Genomic DNA, 25,575 nt, shown 5'->3' on the forward strand with positions numbered 1-25,575 from the left:
GGCTACGGCAGATCCTGGAGCGCGGCGCGGATGACGTCGAGGAACCAGGTCTGGGCGGGGCTGCGGCCGGGCGGTCGACGGGTGTACGCGGCTACTTCGGCGGGGTCGATCTGCCAGGGGAGTGCGAAGGTGCGCACGGGGTGGGTCCGGGCGAGCGCGCGGGCCACCCGCTGCGGGACGATCGCGACGAGTTCGCTGTCCTGCACGACATAGGGCAGGGTGGCGAAACGGGTTACCCGGACCGCGATTCGACGCTCCAGGCCGTGTGCGCGCAGGGCGTGCCTGGGGGCGGGGTGGCCGGTGGCGCCGTCCACGACGATATGCCGTTCGGCGCGCAGTTCGGCGTCGGTGGGGGCCTGGCTCTGTAGCCGCGGATGGTCGGCCGCGACCATGCCCGCGTAGCCCTCGGTGAACAGCGGCAGCCTGCTGAGCCGGGCCGAATCCAGGATCGGGGTGGCCACGATCGCGTCCACCCGGCCGCGGGTGAGTTCGTCGGTCGCGGTGGCGATGTCGAACGCGCGCACCTGCAGGCTCGCGGCGGGCGCGCGGGCGGTGAGTTCCGCGAGCACCCGCGGCAACGAATTGACCTCGCCGAGGTCGGTGAGCCCGATGGCGAAGCTGATCGGCCCGGAAAGATCGAATTCCTTTGTCGCGCCGATGGTTGCGTCCATCTGCTCGATGGCGGTGCGCAGCGGCGGATAGAGCCGCTCGGCCTCCGAGCTCGGGACCAGGCCGCCGGGGCCCCGCACGAACAGCTCGTCGCCGAGGCGGCGGCGCAGCTTGCCCAGTCCGTAGCTGACCGTGGGCTGGGTGACGCCGAGGACGTCGGCCGCCGCGGTCACGCTGCGGGTTTCGTACAGCAGGACGAAGGTTCGGACGAGGTTGAGATCGAACTCCGCGCCCATAGATCTCCTCTATGCAAGTGGGGAAAAACATCTATTGGATTTCTGATGAGGCCGATCGTAGCGTGATGGCACTCACAACTGCACACCAGAAACGAACTCCCTATGAAGAAGTTGTTGTCCTGGCCGGCGGTGCTCTGCTGGCTGACCGTGCTGCTGGAGGGCTACGACCTCGTCGTGCTCGGCGCCGTCATTCCCACCCTGATCGACCAGCGCCATCTCGGATTCACCGCGGCGAGTGCCACTTTCGCCGCCACCATCTCCCTGGTCGGCGTTGCCATCGGCGCGACGGCCTCCGGCCCGATAGCGGACCGCTATGGCAGGCGCGGCATGCTGCTCTGCTCGATCGCGGTGTTCTCGCTGTGCACCGCCGCGATACCACTGGCCGGTTCGGTGGGCGTCTTCGCCGTGTTCCGGCTGATCGCGGGCATCGGTCTGGGCGCCTGCCTGCCGACCGCCTTGACGCTCATGGCCGAGCACATGCCGCCGGCGCGGCGCGCGTTCGCGAGCACCATCACCATGACCGGCTACCACACCGGCGCGGTGCTGACCGCGCTGCTCGCGCTGCGGGTGATCCCGCACTGGGAGCCGCTGTTCTACGCGGGTGGCGCGGCCGGTTTCCTGCTGCTGCCGGTGCTGTGGGCCAAGCTGCCGGAGTCGGAGGCATACCTGGCGGCCAAGGGGGCGCCCAACCGGCTGCGACCGACCGTGCTGCTGCGTCCGCTGTATGTGCGTGCGACGCTGGGGGTTTGGGTCGGGTCGTTCATGGGCCTGCTGCTCGTGTACGGCTTGAACACCTGGTTGCCCAAACTGATGCGCGACGCCGGATACAACATGTCGACCTCATTGACCGTGCTGCTCATGCTGAACATCGGCGCGGTGATCGGCCTGCTCACTGCCGGGACACTCGCCGACCGGCGCGGGATCAAACCGACGGTCCTGGTATGGTTCGCCGCCGCGGCGCTGTTCCTGGCGGCGCTCAGCGTGCGGATCTCCAGCACCGCGCTGCTCAATACGCTGGTGCTCGTCACGGGCGTGTTCGTCTTCTCCGCGCAGGTGCTCATCTACGCGTACGTGACGCAGGCCTATCCCGCCGAGATACGTGCGACCGCAATGGGTTTCGCTGCCGGAGTCGGCAGGCTGGGGGCCATCTCCGGCCCGACGATCACCGGCTGGCTCATCGTCGCCGGCTCGGCGAACCCGTGGGGCTTCTATCTCTTCGCTGCGGTCGCGGGCATCGGCCTGCTCGCCATGGCCGCGGTGCCGCGGACCACCGTGCACGGACTCGCCCCGGTCGAGCCCGAGCCGCAGCTCGCGCGAAAAGTGCGACCGGCGTGAGGGATATCCGCACCCAGGTGGCGATCGTCGGTGCGGGGCCGGCCGGTCTGCTGCTCTCGCATCTGCTGTACCGCGCCGGGATCGACAGCGTGGTCGTCGACCACCGCGGGTACGACGACATCGCGAGCACCATCCGGGCGGGGATCCTCGAGGCGGGTTCGGTTCGGCTGCTGGTGGATTCGGGGGTCTCGGACCGGGTGCGCACGGCGGGTGACCGGCACGACGGCGTCGTGCTGCGGTTCGACGGCACGAACCATCGCATCGACTTCCAGGAGTCGGTCGGCGAATCCGTGTGGCTCTACCCGCAAACCGAGGTGTTCCTGGACCTGTCGCGGCGGCGCAGCGCCGACGGCGGCGACGTGCGCTACGGCGTGACCGGCACTGCCGTCGACAGCTCCGGCGACCGTCCGACCGTCACGTTCACCGAATCATGCGGCAGTCCGGTGCGCGTCGAGGCGGATCTGCTCGTCGGGGCGGACGGCTCGCACTCGATCTGCCGGCACGCTTACCCGCCGGGCGCCCGCAGGGAGTGGTTCCGTGAGTATCCCTTCGCCTGGTTCGGCGTGCTCGTCGAAGCGCCGCCCTCGCACGACGAATTGATCTACGCCCATTCGGAATTCGGCTTCGCGCTGATCAGCCGGCGCACCGAGGCGTTGCAGCGGATGTATTTCCAGTGCCCGCCCAGGACGCGGCTCGAGGAATGGGACGAGGATCGGATCTGGTCGCAGCTGCGCCGCCGGGTCGACGGCAACGGGTTCGCCCTGCGGGAGGGTCCGATCGTCGCCAAGACGGTGCTGCCGTTCCGCTCGTTCGTCACCGCGCCGATGCGCCACGGGAATCTGCTGCTGGCCGGCGATGCGGCGCATACGGTGCCGCCCACCGGTGCGAAAGGACTGAACCTCGCCCTCGCCGATGTCGCGGTGCTGGCGGAGGAGATCGCCGAGTTCTATACCCGGCGTGACCCGGATGTGCTGGACCGGTACACCGAGCGAGCCCTGGACCGGGTGTGGCGCGCCCAGCACTTCTCCTACTGGGCGACCACCATGCTGCACAGCATCGACGGCGCGTCGCCCTTCGATATCGAACGCCAGCGCGGCGAACTTGCGCTGATCACCGGATCACGTTACGGCGCGGCCTATTTCGCGGAGGGCTACACCGGCTGGGCGCACCGGAAACCGACCGAACGACGAAAGGAGTGAGCGTGGCCAGGATTTCGACCTTGGCGACCGCCGTGGCCGAGCTCGTGCACGATGGCGACATTGTCGCCCTGGAGGGTTTCACGCACCTGATCCCCGTGGCCGCCGGGCAGGAGATCATCCGGCAGCGCGTGCGCGGGCTGACCCTGGTGCGGATGACCCCGGACATCGTGTACGACCAGCTGATCGGCGCGGGCTGCGCGGCCAAGCTGGTGTTCTCGTGGGGCGGCAATCCGGGTGTCGGCTCGCTGCACCGCTTCCGGGACGCGGTGGAGCACGCCTGGCCGCACGCGCTGGAGCTCGAGGAGCACAGCCACGCGGGCATGGCGAACCGCTATGTCGCGGGAGCGTCCGGTCTGCCGTTCGCGGTGCTGCGGGGTTACGTCGGCACCGACCTGCCGTCCGTCACCGCGACGATCAAGCCGATCAGCTGCCCGTTCACCGGCGAACAGCTCACCGCGGTGCCCGCGCTGCGGCCGGATGTCACCGTGATCCACGCCCAGCGGGCGGACCGGGCCGGGAACGTGCAGCTGTGGGGTCTGCTCGGGGTGCAGAAGGAGGCCGTGCTGGCCGCGCGGCAGAGCCTGGTCACCGTCGAGGAGATCGTGGACGAACTCACCCCGGTGCCCGGCGCGATCGTGTTGCCCGCGTGGGCGATCACCGCGATCGCCGCGGTGCCCGGCGGCGCGCATCCGTCCTACGCGCAAAGGTATTCCGAGCGCGACAACGCCTTCTACGCGGCTTGGGACCCGATCAGCCGGGACCGTGGCCGTTTCACCGAATGGCTCGACGAGCACGTCTTCGCGGGGAGTGACGCATGAACCGGATTCCGGCCGAAACGGACACCGCGCCGGTGCGAGCCACCGCCGACGAGGTGATGACGGTCGCCGCCGCGCGGGCGCTCACCGGCGGCAAACGGTGTTTCGTCGGCATCGGATTGCCTTCCACCGCAGCGAACTTGGCGCGCACGACGCACGCGCCGGACCTGGTGCTGATCTATGAGTCCGGCACGCTGGGTTCCAAGCCGGGCAGGCTGCCTGCCTCGATCGGGGACGGGATCCTCGCGGAGACCGCGGACGCGGTGATCGGCGTGCCGGAGGTGTTCAACTATTGGCTGCAACCGGGACGCATCGATATCGGTTTTCTCGGTGCCGCGCAACTGGATCGGTTCGGCAATATCAACACCACCGTCATCGGTGACTATCGCCGGCCGAAGGTGCGCCTGCCGGGCGCGGGTGGCGCGCCCGAGATCGCCGCGTCCTGCGGCGAGGTGTTCGTGGTGGTCCGCCAATCGCGGCAATCCTTCGTCGAGCGCGTCGATTTCGTCACCTCGTTCGGCCACGGCCGCGGCGGCGGGGAGCGGGCCCGGCTCGGCCTGCGCGGGGCGGGTCCCACGCGGATCATCACCGATCTCGGGGTCATGCGCCCCGATACCACCGGTGAACTGGTGCTGGTCGCGGTGCATCCCGGGGTGAGCGTCGAGCAGGTGCGGGCAGCGACCGGCTGGGAGCTGAAAGTCGCTGCGGAACTGCAGGTTACGGAAGCGCCCTCGGCCGCCGAACTCGCCGCGCTACACGCCTTGCGGGAGGCGTCGTGAACAGCGCGTTCCTCTACGACGGTGTGCGCACGCCGTTCGGCCGTTACGGCGGCGCACTGGCGGGCGTACGCCCGGACGATCTCGGCGCGCATGTGTTGCGCACCCTCGCCGAACGGACGGAATTCGACCCCGCGACGGTGGACGACGTGGTCTTCGGCGCGGCCAACCAGGCCGGAGAGGACAATCGCAACCTCGCCCGGATGGCCGCGTTGCTCGCGGGCTGGCCGACCTCGGTGCCCGGGACGACCGTGAACCGATTGTGCGGGTCGAGTCTGGACGCGACGCTGCACGCGTCCCGGGCGATCGAGACCGGTGACGCGACGCTCGTCGTGGCGGGCGGGGTCGAATCGATGAGCCGGGCGCCGTGGGTGCTGACCAAGCCGCCCAAGGGTTTTCCCGCCGGTGACGCGACGATGCACTCGACCACGCTGGGCTGGCGGATGGTCAACCCGGCGCTGCCCGCGGCCTGGACGGTCTCGCTGGGCGAGAGCACCGAAGCGCTGGCCGAACGGGTCGGCATCGATCGGGCGGCACAGGACGAGTTCGCCGCGCGCAGTCACCGATCGGCGGCGCGGGCCTGGGCCGCCGGCTTCTACGACGATCACGTTGTCGCGGTACCGGATACCGGTCTCGACCGGGACGAGCCGATCCGACCCGGCACCACCGTGGCCACGCTGGCGGGGTTGCGGCCCGCGTTCCGGGCGAACGGGACGGTGACGGCCGGAAACGCCTCGCCGCTGAGCGACGGGGCGTGCGCGCTGCTGCTCGGCGACGAGTCCGTGGCCGACCGGATCGGTCGCGCGCCACTGGCCAGGATCGCCGGGCGCGGAGCGGCGGGGGTGGACCCCGACGTGTTCGGTATAGGCCCGGTGCGGGCGGCTCGAAACGCGTTGGCGCGCGCCGGAATCGGGTGGGGGGAGATCGGCGTGGTGGAGTTGAACGAGGCGTTCGCCGCGCAATCGGTCGCGTGTCTGGCCGGCTGGCCCGAGTTGGACCCCGAGATCGTCAACGTCAACGGGGGCGCGATCGCGCTCGGTCATCCGCTGGGCGCGTCCGGCGGCCGGATAGTCGTGCAGTTGGCCGGGGAAATGCGGCGGCGCGGCATCCGGTGGGGGCTCGCCGCGCTCTGCATCGGCGTCGGTCAGGGACTTGCGGTCGTTCTGGAGGCAGCATCATGAGCGCACGGCATTGCGCGACACCCTCTCCGGCCGGATTCCGGCGCGATCCGGACGGCAGCCATCCGCCGCTGGACTACGCGGAGTACGCGTCCACGGTGCAGCGGCATCCGCGCGAATCGCTGATCGTGTTGCCGCAGCGGCTGACCGAGCTGACCGGACCGGTCTTCGGTTCGGACCGGGTAGGTCCCACCGACCACGACCTGACCGCGCAGCACGCGGGCGAGCCGATCGGCCAGCGGATCATCGTGCACGGGCGGCTGCTCGACGGTGACGGCAAGCCGATCCCGCACTCGCTCATCGAGATCTGGCAGGCGAACGCGGGCGGTCGCTACCGGCACGACCGCGACCGCTGGAACTGCGCACTGGACCCCAACTTCGACGGCGCCGGACGCACCTACACCGACAGCGCCGGGCGATACGAGTTCACCACGGTCAAACCCGGTGCGTACCCGTGGCGTAACCATCACAACGCGTGGCGGCCCGCGCACATCCACTTCTCGTTGTTCGGGCAGGCGTTCACTCAGCGCCTGGTGACGCAGATGTACTTCCCCGGCGATCCGCTGTTCTTCCAGGACCCGGTCTACAACTCGGTGCCCGCGCACGCGCGCGAATTGCTGGTCAGCCGTTTCGATCACGCGCGCACCGAGCCGGAGCGAGCCCTGGCCTTCGAGTTCGACATCGTGCTGCGCGGGCGGGGCGCGACCCCGTTCGAAGACGAGGAGGCCGACGATGACTAGGCTGCCCAGCACGCCCTCCCAGACCGTCGGTCCCTACCTGCATCTCGGATTGACCTGGGCGGACGGGCAATTCGCGGTCCCGCCCGGCGCGCCGGGTGCGGTGTGGCTCACCGGCCGGGTGTGCGACGGCGCGGGCACCGCCATCGACGACGCTCTGGTGGAGACCTGGCAGCTGGTCGGCGACGCGCACCGTGGCGAGCGAAACGGTTTCGCGCGCAGCGATACCCGGCGCGGCGAATACGCGCTGCACATCCTGGTCCCGGCAGCGGTGTGTGACGGCGCGGGCGGGCTGCAGGCCCCGCACCTGGACATGTCGGTGTTCGCCCGGGGACTGCTGCACCGTGTCGTCACCCGGGTGTACTTTCCGGAGCACGCCGACCGGCACGCGGTCGACCCCGTGCTGGCGGCGGTGCCGCCGGAACGCAGGCACACACTGATCGCCGCACGCGCCGGAGACGGTTACGTTTTCGACGTCCACCTGCAGGGGCCGGACGAGACGGTGTTCTTCGATGTCTGAGCTCTTCGGTGGGGTGCTCGCGGCGGGCCCGGTCGCGGAGTCGGTCGGCGATCGGGCGTGGGTGCAGGCGATGCTCGATTTCGAGGCGGCGCTCGCCCGTGCTGCGGCGGCGGCCGGCGTGGTTCCGGCGACCGCCGCGGACGAGATCGAAAAGCACTGCCGTGCCGAGAAGTACGACGCCGCTGCGTTGGGTGCGGCCGCGGTGCGGATCGGCAACCCGGCGGGTCCGCTGGTACGCGCGCTGACCGCGCGGGTCGGCCCTGCGGCGGCGGCCTACGTGCATCTCGGTGCGACCAGTCAGGATGTCCTCGACACCGCCGCGATGCTGGTCACCGCCCGAGCACTGGCCGCGCTGCGTGCCGATTTGGTGGCGTGCGCCGAGTTGCTCGCGCGTTCGGCCGAGGAGCACGCGGATACCGTGCTGGCCGGGCGCAGCCTGTTGCAACAGGCACCCCCGGTGACGTTCGGGCTCACGGCCGCCGGATGGCTGGGCGGTGTGGTCGCGGCGTTGCGGCAGCTCGATCGCGTTCGGGATCACCGCCTGGCGGTGCAGTTCGGCGGTGCTGTCGGGACGGCGGCGGCGCTGGGCGAGCACGGAGTTCCTGTGCTGACTGAGCTGGCGCGTCAGCTACGCCTCGCGGAGCCGACCGTGCCCTGGCACACCGAACGCAGCCGAATCGCGGAAATCGCGGGCGCTTTGGGCCAGACCTGCGGTGCGGTCTCGAAGATCGCCCGCGACGTCACCTTGCTCGCGCAGACCGAAGTCGCCGAGGTGTCCGAGCAGGGCCCATCCGGTAGCGGTGGATCATCGACCATGCCGCACAAGCGAAATCCCGTCGCGGCGGTGCTTGCCGCCGGTGCGGCCGCGCAGGCGCCCGGCCTGGTCGCGACCGTGCTGGGTTCGGCTGCCCACGAATATCAACGCGCCGCCGGGTCGTGGCATGCGGAGTGGCGCCCGCTGGTCGAACTGCTGCGCAGCACCGGTTCGGCGGTGCACTGGCTGCGGGTTTGCCTGTTGCGCCTGCACATTGATCCCGCGCGGATGCGCGCGAATCTGGTAGGTTCCGGTGGTTTGCTCGTGGCCGAACACGTCGCCGTCGAGTTGGTGTCGGCGAGCGGGGGTGCGGTGGGTCGACAGGAGGCCGGTGATCTCGTGGCGGCCTGCTGTGCCGACGCCATGCGGGGCGACCTTGCCGAGTTGCTCGCGGCCGATCCGGTGATCGGGAAGTATCTGGACCGCAGGCGAATCGATGGGCTGCTCGATCCGTCCGGGTATCTGGGTTCGGCGAACGAATTCCGGCTGCGCGCGCTGGTCGAATGGCAGGGAGTCGAGCGATGAGTTCGGTTGCGGTGCATGCCCACGTCGACGGACCGTCGGCGGGGGACATGGTGGTGCTGAGCGGGTCGCTCGGCAGCGATATGCGAATGTGGGAGCCACAGGTGGCGGCGCTCACCGCCGCGGGCTACCGGGTGGTGCGCTACGACCAACGCGGCCACGGGAATTCGCCGGTGCCGGCCGGACCGTATACCCTGGCCGATCTCGGTTCCGACGTGCTCGCGCTGCTCGACCGGCTGGCTGCTCGCCGCGTGCACTTCGTGGGATTGTCGCTGGGCGGCATGATCGGCATGTGGCTCGGTGCGCATGCCCCGCACCGGCTGCGCACGTTGACGCTGTGCTGCACCAGCGCCGAACTCGGCCCGCCCTCCGGCTGGGCCGAGCGCGCCGCCACGGTCCGCGCCGCAGGGACCGCGGCGGTGGCGGGCGCGGTCGTGCGCCGGTGGTTCACCCCGCAGTGGTGCGCTGCCCACCCGGAACGAATCCGCTGCTACGAGAACATGATCGCCGCCACGCCCGCCGAGGGCTACGCCGCGTGCTGCGCGGCGATCGAAACGATGGACATCGCGGCGGGTCTGACCAGAATCAACGCACCCACGCTGGTCGTCGCGGGTGCGGACGATCCTGCGACGCCGCCCGCGCACGGTCGCCGCATCGCCGCGGCCATCCCGCTGGCCCGGCTCGAAATCATCGAGTCCGCCGCACATCTGGCGAACGTCGAACGACCGGACGTCATCGACCAGCTGATCCTCGGACACCTGAAGGAGAACTCGTGAACGAACGTGCCGAGCGAGGCGCTCAGGTCCGGCGCGAGGTGCTCGGCGCCGCGCACGTCGACCGTGCCGCGGCCGCGACAACCGAATTCACCCGCCCGTTCCAGGAATACATTACCGAGTCGGTGTGGGGATCGATCTGGGCCCGGCCCGGTCTCGACCGCCGCACCCGCAGCTGCATCACCCTCGCCGTGCTCACCGCGCTGGGCCGCCACGACGAGATCGCGATGCACGTACGCGCGGCCCGCCGCCACGGTCTCACCCCCGCCGAGATCGCCGAGGTCCTCCTGCACACCGGCGCCTACGCGGGCGTTCCGGCCGCCAACGCCGCCTTCACGATCGGCCAGGCCGTGCTGGACGAACCCGGCGAGTCCTAGGTTTCTGCTCCGGTTCGGCTCATGGGTCGAGCACCTTGCCCGGGTTGAAGAGGTTCAGCGGGTCGAGGGTGCGTTTGATCGCGAGCATCAGATCGACTGCCGCGCCGTGTTCTTCGCGCAGGTACTTCTTCTTGGTGAGGCCGATGCCGTGCTCCCCCGTCGCGGTGCCGCCCACGGCCAGGGCATGGCGCACCAACTGGTCGGAGTACTGTTGCACCACCTCGTCGTCGTGCTCGTCGTAGGGCACGATGGTGTGCACGTTGCCGTCACCGATGTGCCCGCAGACGCTGACCGCCAGCCCGAGGTCCTTGCCGAGGCGCAGCGCGGTATCGACGGCGTCCGCGAGCCGGGAGTACGGGACGGCGGTGTCGGTCACCATGAACCGGCGTCCGGGGTGCAGCGATTTCAACGCGAAGAAGAGATTGTGCCGGTCCTCCCACAGGGCGTAGCGCTCGGTGTGGGTGCGTGCCGCGGCGACGTCGAGGGCCTTGTGGCCCTGGACGATTCGGGTGATCTCTTGTTCCTCGGCGATCGCGGCCGGCTCCGACGACGACTCCACGTCGATGAACAGCGCCGGGGTCTCGGCATAGTCGGTGCCCCGATAGGCGTTGGTCGCGACCATGCTGACCGCGTCGACGAGTTCCAGCCTGCTCACCGGCAGTGCGGCACCGAGCATCTCGACGGCGGCGTCCACCGCATCCGCCACCGTGGGAAACGAAATCCGCAGCGAGCGAAGATATTCCGGGATGGGGTGCAGGCGCACGGTGAGTTCGGTGATGATGCCGAGGGTGCCCGCGGAGCCGATCAGCAGATCTTTGAGGTCGTAGCCGCTGGAGGATTTGCGGACCGCGCGGCCGAAGCGCGCCACCGTCGCGTCGGGGAGCACCGCCTGCAGCGCAAGCACGTTCGCCCGCATCCCGCCGTAGCGGACGGTGGTGGTGCCGCTGGCATTGGTCGCGGCCATGCCGCCCAGCGAGGCGTCGGCCCCGGGGTCGACGGTGAACTGCAAACCGTGTTCGGCCGTCGCCGCGTTCAGTTGGGTGCGGGTGACGCCCGGTTGCACCGTGGCGGTGAAATCGGTGGGGGAGATGTCGAGGATCGAATTCGCCTGCGACAGATCGACGATCAGTTCGTTGCGCTGAGCGAGCAGGTGTCCTTCCAGGCTGGTGCCGGCGCCGCGGGCGATGAGCGGGGTCCGCGTCGCCCGCGCCCACCGCACCAGCGCGGCCACCTCGTCGACATCGGCCGGTGCCGCGACGCCGCGCGGGCGTTGCCCCGCGCGCCCGGTCTCGTCGACCGTGAACTGGTCGAGAACCGCGGGGCGCGTGTCGATCTCGAGGGGTGGGCCGTCGAACGCGGTGGTCATCGTGCTCCTCCAGCCGGGCCCGCACTGGGTCGGCGCCCGTCCTCGCATCGTAAATCGCGGCCTCAGCTCGCGGGCGTCAATCGCGGCACCGGCGGCAGCGGGACGACGGTGGGCGCGGCGCGGAACGCCTGCAGCATGAGCGCGGCGAAGCGCCGGGACGCCGCGACGCGTGCCGCAGGGCTGCTCGTACGCAGGCCGCCGTTGGCCATGATCATCAGGACGAGGTCGTCCAACAGGATGTCGGCGCGCAACTGACCGCTGTCCTTGGCGCGCCGCAGCAGTTCGGCGGCGCCGATGAGCGAGGACGAACGGATCGCGGTGAAGTCCATCGAGTGCGGAAAGGCGGACATGAGGGCAGCGCTGAAACCCTGGTCGCGCGCCAGCAATTCGCACAACTTCTCGACGGCGACACTGAAGCCGTGCCACGCGTCCGGGTCGGCCAAGCCCTCGTCCACGATGGCTCGGCACGCGTGCATGTGATCGGTGAACGCCTCGGTGACCAGCGACTCCTTGGTCGGGAAGTGCCGGTAGAGGGTGGCCGGGCCGACCTGCGCGTGCCGGGCGATCGCGCGCATCGGCACGTCCAGGCCGTCGGCGACGAATACCGCGCGCGCCGCGTCCAGAATGCGCTCGCGGTTGTCCCGCGCGTCGGAACGGAGGGTCTGAGACAAACGGGTGGTCACCGCTCTCACTTTAGCTAAACGGACGGGGGCGTCCGTTACGTTCCGTGGATCGGTTCAGCTCGAAAAGCCCACGGAGGCAGCAGTGAAAGCAGTGACGTTCCCGGCGTTCGGGACGCCGGAGATGCTCGCCGTGGTCGATCTTCCCGACCCGGGCCCGGCCGCGGGCGAGGTGCTGATCGTGACCGAGGCGATCGGGGTCGGCGGGCTCGACGCGCTGATCCGCAGCGGCGCGTTGACCGCCTACGGGTCCACGCCCGGGCACGTTCTCGGCAGTGAGGTGGCGGGGACCGTCGCGGCGGTGGGCGACGGTGTCGACACCGCGTGGATCGGTCGGCGGGTCTGGGCGCACACCGGGTTGACCGGGGGCTACGCCGAGCGCGCTGTCGCCCCGGCCGCGACGGTGGTGCCCGTCCCGGAGGCGGTGTCGGCCGCCGCGGCGGTGACCCTCGGGAGTTCGGCCATGGTGGCCCATTTCGCCTTGCGTCATGCCCATTTCGCGCCCGGTGAGTCGGTGCTCGTGCGGGGCGCGGCCGGGGGCATCGGGGTGATGGTGGTCCGGCTCGCGGCGCGGCGCGGCGCGGGATCGGTCGCGGTGACGACCTCCTCGGCCGAGCGTGGTGAACGCCTGCGCAAGCTCGGCGCCACGCACGTACTGGACCGGCACGGCCGCGGCGGGCCGGAAGCTCCCGCGGACTACGACGTGATCATCGATATCGTCGGCGGTGCGGCGGTGTCCGCATTCCTCGGCAGGCTCGCGCCGAACGGCCGCATGGTGGTGGTCGGGGCGATGGGCGGTATGCCGCCGGCGGACTTCGCCGCGCCGATGATCGCGGCATTTCAGAAATCGCTGTCGTTCGCGACCTTCAGCGCGGATACGGTTGCGGCCCCCGAGATCAGCGCGGCGATCGCCGAACTGTTCGCCGCCGCGAGCCGCGGTGAACTGGAAGCGATGGTGCACGAAGAGCTTTCGTTGGCCGACGCGGTCCGGGCGCACCGGATGATCGACGCGGGCGAGGTGTTCGGCCGAGTCGTGCTCGTGCCCTGAGGTACCGGCGACGCGGGGCGGCGGTGCGGCACCGATGAGTTCTGCCGCCCTGCCCCGTCGATACGGTGACAGACTTCGACGCGAAGGGCGCACAGATGAGCACGGCGATATCGGCGGACGGCACGCGACTGGCCTACGACGTGGTGGGCGAGGGGCCCGCACTGGTGTACGTCACGGGGGCGACCTGCTTCCGGAAGTTCCGGCCCGTCGTGGACGACGTCAAAGCGTTCTCGAAGGAATTCACCGTCTATACCTACGACCGCCGCGGCCGCGGCGACAGTACCGACACCGCGCCCTACGAGGTGCAGCGCGAAGTCGACGATATCGAGGCGATGATCGACGCGGCCGGCGGCAACGCCTTCGTTTACGGGCATTCCTCGGGTGCTGTGCTCACGCTCGAAGCCGCGCTGCGGTTACCGCACAAGGTCGATCGGGCGGTCATCTATGACGCGTCGTACGTGCACGACGCGGCAGAACGCGATTCCTACGCCGAATTGGCGCGGAAGGTCGAATCGCGCCTGCGAAAGGGCGAGAACTCCGGCGCGGTGCGGGAATTCCTGCGCGAAATCGGCATGCCGCGTCCGTTCGTCGCGCTGCTGCCGCTGTTTCCCGGCTGGTCCACCATGAAGGCCCTGGCACCCACCCTCACCTACGACATCGCGCTGACCGCGGACGTGCCCCCGCTGGACCGGCTCGGCGGCATCAAAGTACCGCTGCATATCGTCGCCGGTGCGAAAAGCCCGGCCGGATTGCACGACGTCGCACAGCAACTCGCCGACACCATTCCCACCTCCACCCTTCGCACTCTCGAGGGGCAGAACCATATGGTCAGCACCAAAGCGTTGCTGCCGATTCTGTGTGACTTCCTACGCGCGCGGTGAACGCGAGTTCGGTCAGCGGGGACCCGTTTCGCTGGATTCGCCCCGATTCGGGTAGCGATCTACTCAGGTGCGGCATCCTGACCTGCGGTGTCATGGTGTCGAAAGATTGACTTTCGTCGAAAGACGTGACCATGTGGGTAGCGAATTCAGCGATGGCGGGAAGGGCAGCAGGCCCCTTCCCGGCGTACCCGCGGACCAGGATCACCGCGGCGTATGCGGCTGGTTCCGCAGACTTGCCGGGGGCCGGCGCGCAGTTGTCGTTGTTCGGTGGGTTCGAGTTGCGGGTGGGCGGGGTGAAAGTGGTGCTGCCGGCGCACGCGCAGCGGGTGCTCGCCTATCTCGCACTGCACCGGATGACCGCGCCCGAGTGTGGACGCCGGGTGCTGGCCGAGCGGTTGTGGGAGAACTCGTCGCCGGATCGGTCCTCGGCCAGCCTGCGCACGGCGCTGTGGCGGATCCGCCGGGCAGGGCCTGCCCTGCTCGGCGGCGACGCGGAGCGTGTGCGGTTGACCGATCAGGTCGAGGTCGACGTGGACCGGTTCCGGCGGCGCGCCGAGGACTTGCTGGCCGGGTGCGCGGGCCCGGCGGCGAATGCGCACGAGCTGTGCACGGCGGCCGAACTCCTACCGGGCTGGGACGAGGACTGGCTGGTGCTGTTCCGCGAACAGCTCAGGTTGCTGCGGCTGCACACGTTGGAGGCGGTGGCCCGCAAGGACTGCGCCCTGGGCCGCTATCCGCAGGCGATCGACCTGATCCTGCGGGTCGTCGCCGAGGAACCGCTGCGCGAATCGGCGCAGGCGATTCTGATCGATGCCCACCTCGGCGAGGGCAACGCGGCCGAGGCGCGCAGACAGTTCGACCTCTTCGCGGCGACGCTGTGGCGCGAACTCGCGCTGCGCCCGTCGGCCGAACTCGGGCGGCGCGCCGGGGTCCGGGAGTGCTCGGCGACTACGCGCCGTTGACGCCGACGCGTACGGTAGCGAGGCACGCTGCGCGGATGCCGGCCGATTTCCGCAACGCACCGCCGCCGACTCCGATCGGCCGACTACGCGCGGTGCCGATGCACATCGAGGAACTGCGTGCGGTCGTGACGCTCGACGCCGCGACCGGAACCGGATCCGTCGAGGCGACCGTGGACTACGTGGTCGGCCCGCACGCGGGAGCGCCGATCTTCGACCTCCGGCAGACGGTGCGCTCCGCCCGGCTCGACGGAACCCGGCTCGACCCCGCCGAGCTGGCCGCCCACGACGTCGGCGCCGGTGCGCACAGCTCGATCCGGGTCGTCGGCCGCACCCAGGCCGCCGGATCGTCGCACCGGCTGAGCGTGACGTACCGGCTCGATACGCCGGACGCCGATCTCGGCGGGGCGTATCCGCCGGCGCTGCACTGGTCGAACGGTCGGGTGCGCTGGTCGTTCGGCATGTCCGACCTGTATGCGGGCCGGTACCTGGAGGCCTGGTTCCCGTCGAACCTGCCGTTCGACCAATTCCCGTGGACGCTCGAATTACGGGTCACCGGAACGGCGGTCGCCCATTCGCTGATCACCAACGGCGCCGCGACCGTGGTCGGCGCCAACGCCTGGACGGTGCGTTTCCCGTCCTGGTTCACCACGATGTCGTCGCTGCTCGAGCTGCGACCGGCCGACTCGGTCGTGCTGCGCTCGTCGACCGTATCGCTGCCGGTGTCCGGGCGTCAGGTGGTGGTGGAAACCTGGAAACTCGTTGGCGGTCAAGAGAATCTGCCCGCGTTGCACGCCAGGGTCGGCGTGTTGCTGACCGAGTACGAGTCCGTCTTCGGCGCGTTCCTCGGTGACCGTTTCGTGTGCCTGTTCCACGGCGCGGCCGGCGGCATGGAATACGCGGGCGGCGCGACCACCGCGGCCGGTGCGCTCGGCCACGAGGTCTTCCACTCGTGGTTCGCCCGTGGTCTGAGTCCGGCGGCACAGACCGACGGGTGGTGGGACGAGGCGTACACCAGCTTCCGGGACGACGGCGACACTCGCACCGAGAGTTTCGATTTCACCCGCGCGCCGGTGCGGCTGTGCGCCCGGCAGCCGTTCCAGCGCACCACGCCGACGGCGGCGTACGACGACGGCAGTCGCTTCTTTCGCGGTGTGGCGCAACGGATCGGCGCGGCCTCGCTGCGCACGCTGATGGGGGAGCTGTACCGCGCGCGCCGCGGGACTCCGGTCAGCACAGCGGAATTGGTCGCGCATCTGGTGTCCGGTTCCGGTGCCGCGGATCTCGTCGACGCCTGCCACCGATTCGTCTACGGCTTCGCGGAGTCGACGCCGGACCCGCGCCTGGTCTTCGGGGCGGCGCCGAGCTTGTGGAACCGGCACGGGGACGACCGGATCGCGGTCCACGTGCAGCCGAAAGCCGGTCAGGACAACTGGATTCACGCCCGGGTAACCAACACGGCGGCAGCCGGACCGTGCCGCTGCTTCGTCGTCACCTTCGCGTTACGAGTCACCACCGGCGCACCGCCCACCTTTCCCGTCGACTTCTTCCCCGCGCAGACGGCGGCGGTGGGTTTCGAACTCGCGCCGGGTCGTTGGCGCACCGTGTCGGCCCGACTGCCCGCGGCGCTGCTGCCCGCGCGCGGCACCAGGGTCTCGGTGCTGGCTTCGGTGCACGCGCGCCGCTCACATCCGGCGTCGGGCACCCATGTGTGGGAGCATGCGGCGCTCGCCCAGCGCGACATGACGATCGGCTGATCGGGACGCCGGTGCGGGCGGCGGCGGGGCGGCCATGCCGACCCGCCCGAACAACTCCGGCGACGGCCGGATGCTCAGTTCGGTCCACAGCAGATCCGCGAACACGCGCAGCTGCCTGCGCGCCTCGACCACGTTGCCCTCGCACAGATGCGCCTCGATAAGCGCGGTCTGCGCCGATTCGCGCAGCGGTTCCTCGGCGACCACGGCGAGCATCGCCTCGATCGCCTCGTGGTAGCGACCCCGCGCCGCGAGCTTGCGCGCGTCCGTTTCCAGGGCGTGCAACCGCGTCTGCCGCAACTGTTCTCGCGCGAGCAGCAGCCAGGTCTCGTCCCAGCCCGGCAGCAATTCGCTGGTACGGGCGAGCAGGGCGGCGCGGTCGCGCGGACAGTCGGACTGCGCGCTCAGCATGCGCTCGGCGTTGCCCCGGAACTCGTGTACGTCGACGGTCACGCCGGCGCCGAGCCGCACCCGGCCGCCGGTGCCGTGCACCAGGGCGGGAGCGGCCTGCCGGATCCGCCACAGGGCGGTGCGCAAACTCGCCCGGGACCGGGCCGCGGTGGCGTCGGGCCACAGGCGTTCGGCGAGCAGGGCGCGGTCGCAGTCGGGTTGGGCGATCTGGTCCAGCGCCAGATAGGCCAGTACACGTCGTGAATGCTGCGGCAGGGCAACGTGGTTCGCGTCCACGCGCAGCGCGAAACCGCCGAGCAGGCAAATGGCGACCGCCATCGGATCATCCCTCCGTCACCGGCCGCAACGCGGCCGAGTGCTGCCAGCGTGGCGACCCGGTGCTGCGCGTGCGTCAACGCCGCGTCAACGCCGCCCCCTCGGCATTGACGGGAGTTGGTATGGCCGCGCGCGACCGTGGTCCGGTGAATGGACCCGAGAGCAGAACGATCGTGGTGCGGGCCTGGCGGGACCGGGGACGGCTGATCATCCGCGTCCTGGCCGGCTCCGCCGAGCCGGACTCCGCCCGGGAATGGGTGTTCGCCGATACCGACGCGTCGCTGGCGCAGGTCGCGACCTTGCTCGCCGAACTGGGCGAAGATCGCGCCCCGGGGGAGACCGCGCCGGCAGAGACGAAGCGTTGACGTTCGCGCATACCGTGGTCGCGCACAGTGACGCGAAACGCCCGTCGTTTGCGGAGGTGACCACAATGCGCAGTGACTCATACACCGAGTCTCGCGGTGCTACCGAGGACTATGTCTCGCCCTTTTCCGGGCTCTCGCCCTTCGGCGAGGCGGTGGACGAGGCGGCCGAGCAGCCGACGGCCGCCCAGGACGAGTCGCCGTTCGAGAGCTACTCGTTCACCGAATCGCCCTTCGGGGAGCACAGTTACTCGGCGTCGGACGAGCAGTCGCAACTCGCCACCGAGTTCCTGGAGGCCCTGCACGACGAAGAATTCACCGAGGCGCTCGAGCAACTGCTCGACGAAGGAGCCGCGCGGGCGCTCTCCGATGCCCAGCAGTGGTCGGTGACGCCGTCGGCGTCCGAGTGCCGGGAGTCGTTGCAGGAGTGGCTCGCACCGCTGATCAGCGAATGGGAACGCACCATCGACAGCTTCGCGAGCGGACTGGAGAACGCCGATCTGCACGGGCTGGCCGAGCAGGAACTCGACGAACTGCTCGACTCACTGGCAACCCCCGCCGCGCTCGATTCCGAGGTGTTCGAGAACTTCCTCAGCAAGATCACCCGCAAGGTCAAGTCGGTCATCAAGCAGAAGATCCGGCAGGCGGTCGGGTTCGTCCGCAACCCGGTCAAGGGCGTGCTCAATGTCGCCAAGAGCGGGCTGAAGACGATCAAGAGCGGTTTGCAGGCGGTCGGCAAGCACGTGCTCGGGCCGATCCTGCAACGGCTGAAGAAGATCGGGCTCTCGCTGCTCAAGGGTGTCGTCGCGAAACTGCTGAACCCGCTGACCCGGATCCTGCCCGCCGAGATCCGGCCGCTGGTGCCGATTCTGGCCAAGCGGCTGGGAATCGGCGAGGCCGCCGACGAGACCGCGGACGAAACCGACGAGGCTGCCGACGAATTCGGCACCGCGGCGCTGCTGGCGCAGGATTTCGACCACCAGCTCTTCGCGATGTTCACCGCCGAGGAGCACGACGAGGCCGACGCGCAGGAGTACGACGAGGCCGATGCCGAAGAGCCCGAAGCGAATACGGTCGCCGAACTGGACGACGCCCGCGCCCGGCTCGCCGCCCAGCTGAGCGCCTATACGGGGGAGGACCCGCCGATCGCCGAGATCGAGCAGTTCGTCCCGGCGGTGCTGGCGATCCGGCCGCTGCTCAAACTGGGGCTGAAAGTGACCGGGGCGCGGGCGAAGCTGATCAATCTGATCGCGCAGCCGCTGGCGAAGCTGATCAAGGGGATGGTCGGTCCCGACGCCGCGCGGACCATCGGCAAGATCGCGGGGCAGGACCCGTCGGTCCTGATCGCACGGGCGGTGGTCGGGGTCGGTTTCACCGCGCTCGGCCTGGAAGCCACGGGCCAGGAGGAAGATGCGATCCCCGGCGAGGCGCTCGCCTCGGCGGTCGAGGCGACGGTGACGCGAGTGCTCGAGGAGTTGCCCGAGGCAGCGTTCACCGATCCGCTCCAGGTCAGTGCGGCGGTGCAGCGTGCGTTCGCCGAGTCGGCCGCCGCGTACCTGCCCGATCGACTGCTGCGCGCGGACCTGCCCGAGCGCGAAACCGCGGAGGAGGGCGGCTTCTGGGTGATGCTGCCCCGCTCGACCGGGCCGCGCTACCGATTCCGCAAGTACACCAGGGTTTTCGCGGTGCCGATCCCGCGACAGGTGGCGCGGGCGGTGCGCTGGAACGACGGCGGCACGCTGGAGTCCTATCTGCTCGACCGCGGCGTCGATCGGTGGCCGGTGCAGGCCGAGATCGACCTGTACGAGACCATGCCCGGCACCATGCTGGGGCATCTCACCCGAGATGAAACCCTGCCCGCGGCAGAGCAACCCGCCGCGGAGGACTATCAGCCGCTCACCGCCGAGGCCGCGGGACTGCTGCTGCGCGAACCCGCGCTCGGTCGCCGCCGCCGGGTCGGGACCGCTCCCGGTGCCTACCGGCCGGTGCCCGGCCAGCGGTACTACCGCGTGCGCGTCGCGAAACTGCCGGCGCGCAAGGGCCGTCGGCCGCGCAGGCTCACCACGGTGCGCTGGGATCCGGCCACGAAGCGGATGCGGATCGTGATCAAGCTGTCCGAACGACGGGCCAGGGCGTTGCAGGCCCGCCTGCAACGCGCCGCGCCCGCCGGACAGCGCGATCTGCCCGCCGTGCTGTCGGCGTTGCGCGAGATCTTCCTGCCGCGCCTGCACTATCGGATCGCGCGGCGCCTACTGAGAGCCGAGCTGTCGACCGATCCGGTCGCGGCGGCGAAACTGGCCGCCGATCTGACCGCCGCGACCAGTACCGCCATTGCCACCTATCTCGCGCAGCGGGGTGCCCAGTTCGCCGCCGCCGTCGCCGATCCGGCGGACGGGGTGACGCTCACGGTGACTTTCACCGGCGTAACGGCGGATTCGGGACAACTGCCCGTCGCCGAGGTCGTCGCCACGCCGGGAACGAAGTGATGGACGCCCGATTCGCCACCGAGACCGCCGCGCTCGCCGCTGAGGCGCGGCACTGGCGGCGCGCGTGTGCGGCGCTGGGCGACCTCGAGGTCAGTGCGTCACCGGTGGCGTGGCGCGAGCTGGAGTCCTATCTCGGGCTCAGCGTCCGCGCGAGCCTCACCGGCCAGGCGCGCAGGCTCACCGCACAGGCGGACCGCACGCTGTTCACGATCAAAGGTGCGACGACACCGGCGGACCTGAAAACCGCACGCGCGGAACTGCTCAGGTTGCGCCGCCGGTACAGCCGCGCGGAAGCCGTGGTCGACTTCTACTGCGACGCGGTGAACACCAGAACGAATCCGCGCATCGCGGCGGTGCTGCGCGGGCTGGACGCCCTGGCCGTGCACAGCATGGATCAGGTGCTGCGGCCGCTCGGCATCGACACACCGCCGGTGCTCAGCTATCTGGACAAGGGCATGGGCGCGTCGATCCTGCGCTCCGGTGCCCGGCTATGGGACGCCTCCCTGTCACCGGCGGCCGCGATCAAGATCACCCGGCACAATCTGTGGCAGCCGACCTCCCTGGTGCACGAGACCGGCCATCAGGTCGCTCATTTGACCAGTTGGACAAAGGAATTGGCGGCGGCCCTGCATGCCGCGCTGGCGCCGCACAGCGCGCCGGCGGCGGCCGCTTGGCGCAGTTGGGCCTCTGAGGTGGCGGCCGACGTCTACGCCTTCAGCTTGCTGGGATACGCGCCGGTGCCTGCCTTGGCGACCGTCGTGGACGGACCGTCGAGCCAGGTGTACCGGATGCCATTCGGTGACCCGCACCCGGTTTCGGCGCTGCGGGTGCAGTTCAATGCGGCGCTGTGCCGGAGCTGGTTCGGCGCGGGCCCGTGGGACGCGCTGGCCGCGCGCTGGCAGGCCAGACATCCACTCGCGCAGGCTTCTTCGGAGGTCGGCGCGATCGTGGCGGCCAGCATGCCGCTGCTGCCCACGATCGCCGAGGTGTGCACGCGCAGGCCGATGCGAGCCTTCCATGGCGTGCCGCTCTCGGCACTGGCCGACCCGCGGCGGGTGTCGCCCGCCGAACTGAACCGACTGGCCGACCGCGCAGGTGCCTCGCTGTACACCTCGACCTACCTGCAGCGGGTCGAGCCGATGCGGATTCTGGCACTGACCGTGCTGCGCGGTCTCGAATCGTCCACCGCGCCATCGGAAATGGAGACATGGCTGCGCCGGATGGGTGGCGGCGACCGCGTCGCCGCCTGAACGTAGGAGATAGGAGACCGACATGGACAACGAGCCAGGCAAGGCGGCGGTGGACATGGATCAGCTGATCCAGTTGTTCACCGGCGTACTGCAGCACTACCGGCAGCAGGAGAGCGCGGCGCCGAGCACGCTCGCGGAAGGCAACGACTTCACGCTGTCGATCTTCTCGGAGCTGCAATACGGGTTGCAATCGCGCAACCTCTCGGCGAAAGGGCCGATCACCCAGCGGTTGCCCGCCCTGGTCGACGTCGAGCACAAACTGCTGGAATTCCAGAAGGGCCTGCCGAACTACGCCGACCGGATCGCTGTGATCCACCGTGGCGCCCGCGGCCCGGAATTCCTCTACGTCTACGACGAGATCCGCAGGGACGGCGGGAACGGCGACGGCTGCGGGTCGAAACCGACCTTCGCGATCACATATCCCGCCGAGGCGGTCGCGGCGCAGATCCAGGACTGCGACGGGCAGGTCCGGGCCGTCACCTTCGTGACGTACGGACCGATCCGCACCGGGTCCGGCGGCGGCGTCTCGCTCGCGCACTCCGATTCGCCGCAGGCACTTTAAGGAAGGCAGCGCCATGTTCCGACAGTTGGCTACCAAACTCCCCAAGCTCACCGACCCACTGACACCCGCCGACGCGGTCTTCACCTTCCACCCGGAGCAGTTGAGCCGGTGGCTGGACGAGATCTGGGCGCAGGGCGGAATCACCGTCTGGCCCAAGGTCTTCACCGAGACCAAGGTGCCGCTCGGCGACCCGGCCGCGGTCAAATTGACGCAGCTGCCGGACAACTTGATCAAGGAGTCGTTCAAGTCCGGCGTGCACGGGCCCACCACGGGGACACCGCCGTTCCCGCCGCCGCTCGGCTACAACCCGACCAACGATCCGCAGGTGGTACCGCTGTGGGACCACATGTTCTACGCGTACCTGGTCGAAAGCACCGGCGCCGTAGAGATTTTCGCGGAGGTGGTGCGGCGCTACGTGGTCGGCGAGACGCTGCCCGCGCCCTCGGTCGAAACCATGGCCTGGGTACGCGCCACCGAGGAACTGTTCTTCCGCGACCCGCCGCTGTTCCGGGTGGGCGGGTTGACCAGCCAGCTGCGCCCCGATGCCCGGGTGAACCGGCGCAACGCCTACTGGCGCATGTTCGGACTCGATCTCCCGCATCCGGCGCCCGGCGCGGACAGCCAGGCCTGGAAGCGCGACGCGGGCGCCGCGAGCAACATCCGTTTCATCGAGATGTGGAACGAACTGCTGCGCCAGGTCTGGCTCGGGATCGAGAACGAGCGCAACACCTCCGGCTCGAACCCCACCGACGCCAGCTACATCGGATACCTGTGCCAGACCCTGGCCGAGATGCTGCGGCTGCGCCGGCTCGGCGGGATGCTCTCGCGCGAAGAGTTCAGCTACGTCTGCCTGCTGAACTGGTTCCACCTCACGGTCGACTACGAGAGCGCCGTGGTCCGGGACCTCAGCGCCAACGCGGGTATCAGCGGCGGTAACCCGGCCGATCGGCTCGCGACGATCGGCAGGCGGGTCGGCGTGGCGCCCTCGCGGCAGGCGCGCGAACTCTTCGAACTCGCCACGCTGGTCTCCCCGCTGCTGTGGGCGATCGAGCTCGGGGTGTTCGACGAACAGTCGCAGGCCGAGCTGCTGTATCGCTCCACCGGCGTACCGGGGCCCGGCCCCGCCCAGACGATGAACCGGATCATCGATCTGTGGCAGTCGGCGACCGGCGAGCGGGTCAAGGATCTGGCGGTCACCATGCGCCGCAGCACGAATCAGGTCCGATCGGCACAACCGACGAAACTGCTGCCCGCCGGCGTGCTGTCCGGCACCACCGCACCCTCGGCACCGGCGGCGCCGGCGGCGGCCGCGACGAACGGACATCGACGAGTTGCCCCACGGCTCTGAGCCGTTGGGACGTCGAGTCGTTCGCCATCGCGCGATACCGATTGGAGCCTGATATGAGTACCGTTGCCGAATCATCGATCTTCGCTTCGCCCGAGGCGACGCCGGAGACCGGCGTGTGGCCCACGCGCGAAGACGTCTTCGCCGAGGACGTGGGGGATCTGGCGTACGACGGCGAGACCGGCTGGCAGAACGAGGGTTCCGACACCGAGTTCGACGAGGCCGGGGATACCGAGGCGGACTACGCCTACGGTGCCGAGTACGACAGCGAGGACGCCGTCTTCGAAGTGGACAGCGAGGTAGCGCCTTTCGAGGCCGCGGGCTATGCCGAAGCGGACTCCGAGAACGCCGCCTACGCAGGCGCAGCCTACGAAGACAGCGACTACGAGGAAGCCGACTACGAGGAAGCCGACTACGAGGACGTCCACTATGAGGATGCCGACTATGAGGATGCCGACAACGGGGAAGTCGATTACGAGGACGCGGACTACGAAGACGCGGACTACGAGAACGCGGACTACGAGGACGCGGACTACGAAGACGCGGACTACGAAGACGCCCAGCCCGTCGCGGTGACACCCGGCCGGTTGCTCGTGCACCGGCATCCCCAATTGCGTTCGCACGCGGGCACGCCACCGGATCTGCTGATCGAGTGGAACGGCATGGTCGAGCCCTCCGTGGTCGACGTGGTCGTCCATGTGCACGGCTACTCGGGTCACGGCGCGGCCATGCAGATCGTCAAGCACAAGAAGCCGATCAGCGGACTGGATTTCACCGATCCGGCCAAGCCGGGAGCCGCCGGACGGACCGTCCCGACGTTGCTGATTCTGCCCCGCGGCCACCATCAGCCGAAGGGCAATCCTGCGCGCTACACGTTCCCGGCGCTCACGAAACCCGGTGCACTGCAGGCGCTGATCGATGACGCGCTGGTCCGTTTCGGCGCGGCGACCGGCACCACCGTGCGGCGCAATCGGCTGATCCTGACCGCGCACTCCGGCGGTGGCGCGGCGCTGATGGCGATCCTGGGTCACACCGATCCGGATGAGGTGCACACCTTCGACGCGCTGTACAACGACCCGAAAACGTTGATCGACTGGGCGCGCAAGCGCATGGCGGCGGGCACCGGCGCGCTGCGGGTGCTGTACCGCCCTGGTGAGGGCACCGCGCGGGCCAGCGAGCGGGTTGCGGCGGCGGTCCGGGCGGCCGGTTCGCCGAACTTCCGGGTGGAGCGGACACGGGTGCCGCACAACGAGATTCCCCGTCGATTCGGCTGGCAGCTGCTCGCCGACGCGTCGGCGAACCTGAGCGGCGGGGTCGTCAGCCGGGAAGTGGCCGACGAGAGCGCCGACGAGCTGTGGACGCCGCAGGAGGGCGACGGGGAGTACTGGGGCGAGACCGGTTGGGAGTCCGAGGATTACGCGGTGGAGTCGATCGCGCAGGAGTGCGGGTGCCGGGGCAGGGACAGCGAATCGCCGGAGGGAGAAGCGCCGCCCGCGCGCCCTCGCCGGATGCTCGGCACCTGCAAGCCGGTGCAGGACGATCTGAAGCCGGAGGCGCCCTGGAGTGTGATGCAGCAGCGATTCCGCAAACGCTGCAGCCTGACCAGTCATCGTCTCGACGCCAAGGCGGCCATCGATTGTGCGTGCGCGTTCGGCGATCCGCGCGATGTGGCGATCTTCTCGATGGCCCGCGTGATCGCGGCAGGCCCGCTGGCGGCCCGGCTGTTCGCGCATTTCCTCGGCGCCAGCGGTGCCGAGGTCACCATCGACGTGGCCGACATGATCAAGCGGTCGGCGGGCGTGCGGGAGAAGATCCGCAAGTCGATCGCGCGCGGCGGCGATATCGGGTTCACCCGGATCGAGCAGAGCGAATACCGCAACAGCGACCTGCAATTCGCTTACGGCGCGATCGACTGCGTGCAGTGGCGGGTGCTGCCGCCGGCGCCCAAGGACTGGCGGAACAAGCCCGCCACCCGGATCGAGATCTCGATGCTGGACTACTACGAATTCCATCCCGCCCGTCCCGGCGTCAGCCAGTGCGCGCACGCCGCGTGCGTCGAGCTCGTCGCGCGGGGACAGGCGAAGAATTTCTGGACCAGCGGGAGCACCGTGGTCACCCTCGCCGACCTCGGGGCGCGTCCCGCGGTGCCTGCGCGGCCGCCGCGGGAGCGCCGCCCCATCCACCAGAGCACCTACTGAGACGCGG

24 protein-coding genes are annotated in these 25,575 nt (G+C 69.8%); 20 read left to right on the forward strand and 4 right to left on the reverse strand.

Annotated elements, in window-relative coordinates:
• Window positions 1-2 precede the first annotated feature (2 nt).
• Complete coding sequence (locus tag TY25_RS34980) at window positions 3-905, reverse strand: LysR family transcriptional regulator (RefSeq protein ID WP_042263635.1); 903 nt, start codon at window positions 903-905, stop codon at window positions 3-5.
• 102 nt (window positions 906-1,007) lie between these two features.
• Here TY25_RS34980 and TY25_RS34985 point away from each other — a divergent pair, with 102 nt between their 5' ends.
• Genes TY25_RS34985 through pcaC form a run of 10 tightly spaced genes read left to right on the forward strand, consistent with a single transcriptional unit; the run spans window position 1,008 to window position 9,951 of the window.
• The gene (locus TY25_RS34985; RefSeq protein WP_042263637.1) at window positions 1,008-2,240 is read left to right on the forward strand and encodes an MFS transporter; all 1,233 of its coding nucleotides are present in this window, start codon (window positions 1,008-1,010) and stop codon (window positions 2,238-2,240) included.
• Window positions 2,237-3,439 (forward strand): 4-hydroxybenzoate 3-monooxygenase, encoded by a 1,203-nt coding sequence (locus tag TY25_RS34990; RefSeq protein WP_042263639.1) that lies wholly within the window; start codon window positions 2,237-2,239, stop codon window positions 3,437-3,439. Before TY25_RS34985 ends, TY25_RS34990 begins: the two co-directional genes overlap by 4 nt.
• 2 nt (window positions 3,440-3,441) lie before the next feature.
• Window positions 3,442-4,257, forward strand: coding sequence for a CoA transferase subunit A (locus TY25_RS34995; RefSeq protein ID WP_042263641.1), 816 nt, complete (start codon window positions 3,442-3,444; stop codon window positions 4,255-4,257).
• Window positions 4,254-5,033: a CoA-transferase subunit beta gene (locus TY25_RS35000; protein ID WP_042263643.1), complete on the forward strand. Its 780-nt coding sequence runs from the start codon at window positions 4,254-4,256 to the stop codon at window positions 5,031-5,033. The genes TY25_RS34995 and TY25_RS35000 overlap by 4 nt, the downstream gene beginning before the upstream one ends.
• A complete protein-coding gene (locus tag TY25_RS35005; RefSeq protein ID WP_042263645.1) occupies window positions 5,030-6,211 on the forward strand; it encodes a thiolase family protein in 1,182 nt (393 codons plus the stop codon). The genes TY25_RS35000 and TY25_RS35005 overlap by 4 nt, the downstream gene beginning before the upstream one ends.
• Window positions 6,208-6,948: a protocatechuate 3,4-dioxygenase subunit beta gene (gene pcaH / locus TY25_RS35010; RefSeq protein ID WP_042263647.1), complete on the forward strand. Its 741-nt coding sequence runs from the start codon at window positions 6,208-6,210 to the stop codon at window positions 6,946-6,948. Before TY25_RS35005 ends, pcaH begins: the two co-directional genes overlap by 4 nt.
• Window positions 6,941-7,465 (forward strand): protocatechuate 3,4-dioxygenase subunit alpha, encoded by a 525-nt coding sequence (pcaG, locus tag TY25_RS35015; RefSeq protein WP_042263648.1) that lies wholly within the window; start codon window positions 6,941-6,943, stop codon window positions 7,463-7,465. Before pcaH ends, pcaG begins: the two co-directional genes overlap by 8 nt.
• Complete coding sequence (gene pcaB, locus TY25_RS35020) at window positions 7,458-8,804, forward strand: 3-carboxy-cis,cis-muconate cycloisomerase (protein ID WP_042263650.1); 1,347 nt, start codon at window positions 7,458-7,460, stop codon at window positions 8,802-8,804. The genes pcaG and pcaB overlap by 8 nt, the downstream gene beginning before the upstream one ends.
• Window positions 8,801-9,577 carry a 3-oxoadipate enol-lactonase gene (gene pcaD / locus TY25_RS35025; protein WP_042263652.1) on the forward strand — a complete coding sequence of 259 codons (777 nt, stop codon included), beginning with the start codon at window positions 8,801-8,803 and terminating at the stop codon, window positions 9,575-9,577. Before pcaB ends, pcaD begins: the two co-directional genes overlap by 4 nt.
• Window positions 9,574-9,951 (forward strand): 4-carboxymuconolactone decarboxylase, encoded by a 378-nt coding sequence (pcaC, locus tag TY25_RS35030; RefSeq protein ID WP_042263654.1) that lies wholly within the window; start codon window positions 9,574-9,576, stop codon window positions 9,949-9,951. The genes pcaD and pcaC overlap by 4 nt, the downstream gene beginning before the upstream one ends.
• Before the next feature lie 19 nt (window positions 9,952-9,970).
• On the opposite strand, the gene TY25_RS35035 is transcribed toward pcaC, so the two are convergent.
• Together TY25_RS35035 and TY25_RS35040 are read right to left on the reverse strand one after the other, a co-directional pair.
• Window positions 9,971-11,317, reverse strand: coding sequence for an FAD-binding oxidoreductase (locus tag TY25_RS35035; RefSeq protein WP_042263656.1), 1,347 nt, complete (start codon window positions 11,315-11,317; stop codon window positions 9,971-9,973).
• 62 nt (window positions 11,318-11,379) lie between these two features.
• On the reverse strand, window positions 11,380-12,000 hold the full coding sequence (locus TY25_RS35040) for a TetR/AcrR family transcriptional regulator (RefSeq protein WP_226887324.1): 621 nt from the start codon (window positions 11,998-12,000) through the stop codon (window positions 11,380-11,382).
• Between the two features lie 82 nt (window positions 12,001-12,082).
• Between TY25_RS35040 and TY25_RS35045 the strand changes: the two genes are divergently transcribed.
• From TY25_RS35045 to TY25_RS35060, 4 genes are all read left to right on the forward strand, one after another.
• A complete protein-coding gene (locus TY25_RS35045) occupies window positions 12,083-13,045 on the forward strand; it encodes a zinc-binding dehydrogenase (protein WP_042263661.1) in 963 nt (320 codons plus the stop codon).
• A 65-nt stretch (window positions 13,046-13,110) separates the two neighbouring features.
• A complete protein-coding gene (locus TY25_RS35050) occupies window positions 13,111-13,926 on the forward strand; it encodes an alpha/beta fold hydrolase (protein ID WP_226887325.1) in 816 nt (271 codons plus the stop codon).
• A gap of 152 nt (window positions 13,927-14,078) precedes the next feature.
• Window positions 14,079-14,888 carry an AfsR/SARP family transcriptional regulator gene (locus TY25_RS35055; protein WP_052383399.1) on the forward strand — a complete coding sequence of 270 codons (810 nt, stop codon included), beginning with the start codon at window positions 14,079-14,081 and terminating at the stop codon, window positions 14,886-14,888.
• Between the two features lie 35 nt (window positions 14,889-14,923).
• On the forward strand, window positions 14,924-16,642 hold the full coding sequence (locus TY25_RS35060; protein WP_042263665.1) for a M1 aminopeptidase family protein: 1,719 nt from the start codon (window positions 14,924-14,926) through the stop codon (window positions 16,640-16,642).
• On the opposite strand, the gene TY25_RS35065 is transcribed toward TY25_RS35060, so the two are convergent.
• Complete coding sequence (locus tag TY25_RS35065) at window positions 16,571-17,368, reverse strand: AfsR/SARP family transcriptional regulator (protein WP_226887326.1); 798 nt, start codon at window positions 17,366-17,368, stop codon at window positions 16,571-16,573. The two genes, TY25_RS35060 and TY25_RS35065, sit on opposite strands and share 72 nt — an antisense overlap.
• Before the next feature lie 143 nt (window positions 17,369-17,511).
• On the opposite strand from TY25_RS35065, the gene TY25_RS35070 reads away from it, so the two are divergent.
• From TY25_RS35070 to TY25_RS35095, 6 genes are all read left to right on the forward strand, one after another.
• Complete coding sequence (locus TY25_RS35070) at window positions 17,512-17,730, forward strand: hypothetical protein (protein WP_146153969.1); 219 nt, start codon at window positions 17,512-17,514, stop codon at window positions 17,728-17,730.
• Window positions 17,731-17,795: 65 nt separating this feature from the next.
• Window positions 17,796-20,213 carry a hypothetical protein gene (locus TY25_RS35075; protein WP_226887327.1) on the forward strand — a complete coding sequence of 806 codons (2,418 nt, stop codon included), beginning with the start codon at window positions 17,796-17,798 and terminating at the stop codon, window positions 20,211-20,213.
• Window positions 20,213-21,463: a hypothetical protein gene (locus TY25_RS35080; protein WP_042263671.1), complete on the forward strand. Its 1,251-nt coding sequence runs from the start codon at window positions 20,213-20,215 to the stop codon at window positions 21,461-21,463. Before TY25_RS35075 ends, TY25_RS35080 begins: the two co-directional genes overlap by 1 nt.
• 22 nt (window positions 21,464-21,485) lie before the next feature.
• Window positions 21,486-22,025 (forward strand): hypothetical protein, encoded by a 540-nt coding sequence (locus TY25_RS35085; RefSeq protein ID WP_042263674.1) that lies wholly within the window; start codon window positions 21,486-21,488, stop codon window positions 22,023-22,025.
• Window positions 22,026-22,038: 13 nt separating this feature from the next.
• Complete coding sequence (locus tag TY25_RS35090; protein ID WP_014985150.1) at window positions 22,039-23,373, forward strand: hypothetical protein; 1,335 nt, start codon at window positions 22,039-22,041, stop codon at window positions 23,371-23,373.
• 53 nt (window positions 23,374-23,426) lie between these two features.
• Window positions 23,427-25,568 (forward strand): hypothetical protein, encoded by a 2,142-nt coding sequence (locus TY25_RS35095; protein WP_042263676.1) that lies wholly within the window; start codon window positions 23,427-23,429, stop codon window positions 25,566-25,568.
• Window positions 25,569-25,575: the final 7 nt, after the last annotated feature.

The organism is Nocardia brasiliensis NBRC 14402, assembly GCF_000308475.2.
Classification (GTDB): Bacteria; Actinomycetota; Actinomycetes; order Mycobacteriales; family Mycobacteriaceae; genus Nocardia; species Nocardia brasiliensis.

Bases quoted from the DNA above. Each gene is read 5' to 3' on its own strand.
- TY25_RS35035 (WP_042263656.1), bottom strand. From the start codon at position 11,317: ATGACCACCGCGTTCGACGGCCCACCCCTCGAGATCGACACGCGCCCC.
- pcaG (WP_042263648.1), top strand. From the start codon at position 6,941: ATGACTAGGCTGCCCAGCACGCCCTCCCAGACCGTCGGTCCCTACCTG.
- TY25_RS35065 (WP_226887326.1), bottom strand. From the start codon at position 17,368: ATGGCGGTCGCCATTTGCCTGCTCGGCGGTTTCGCGCTGCGCGTGGAC.
- TY25_RS34985 (WP_042263637.1), top strand. From the start codon at position 1,008: ATGAAGAAGTTGTTGTCCTGGCCGGCGGTGCTCTGCTGGCTGACCGTG.
- TY25_RS35085 (WP_042263674.1), top strand. From the start codon at position 21,486: ATGGACAACGAGCCAGGCAAGGCGGCGGTGGACATGGATCAGCTGATC.
- pcaD (WP_042263652.1), top strand. From the start codon at position 8,801: ATGAGTTCGGTTGCGGTGCATGCCCACGTCGACGGACCGTCGGCGGGG.
- TY25_RS35080 (WP_042263671.1), top strand. From the start codon at position 20,213: ATGGACGCCCGATTCGCCACCGAGACCGCCGCGCTCGCCGCTGAGGCG.
- TY25_RS35075 (WP_226887327.1), top strand. From the start codon at position 17,796: ATGCGCAGTGACTCATACACCGAGTCTCGCGGTGCTACCGAGGACTAT.
- TY25_RS35000 (WP_042263643.1), top strand. From the start codon at position 4,254: ATGAACCGGATTCCGGCCGAAACGGACACCGCGCCGGTGCGAGCCACC.
- TY25_RS35095 (WP_042263676.1), top strand. From the start codon at position 23,427: ATGAGTACCGTTGCCGAATCATCGATCTTCGCTTCGCCCGAGGCGACG.
- pcaB (WP_042263650.1), top strand. From the start codon at position 7,458: ATGTCTGAGCTCTTCGGTGGGGTGCTCGCGGCGGGCCCGGTCGCGGAG.
- pcaH (WP_042263647.1), top strand. From the start codon at position 6,208: ATGAGCGCACGGCATTGCGCGACACCCTCTCCGGCCGGATTCCGGCGC.
- TY25_RS35090 (WP_014985150.1), top strand. From the start codon at position 22,039: ATGTTCCGACAGTTGGCTACCAAACTCCCCAAGCTCACCGACCCACTG.
- TY25_RS35055 (WP_052383399.1), top strand. From the start codon at position 14,079: ATGGCGGGAAGGGCAGCAGGCCCCTTCCCGGCGTACCCGCGGACCAGG.
- TY25_RS35060 (WP_042263665.1), top strand. From the start codon at position 14,924: ATGCCGGCCGATTTCCGCAACGCACCGCCGCCGACTCCGATCGGCCGA.
- TY25_RS34980 (WP_042263635.1), bottom strand. From the start codon at position 905: ATGGGCGCGGAGTTCGATCTCAACCTCGTCCGAACCTTCGTCCTGCTG.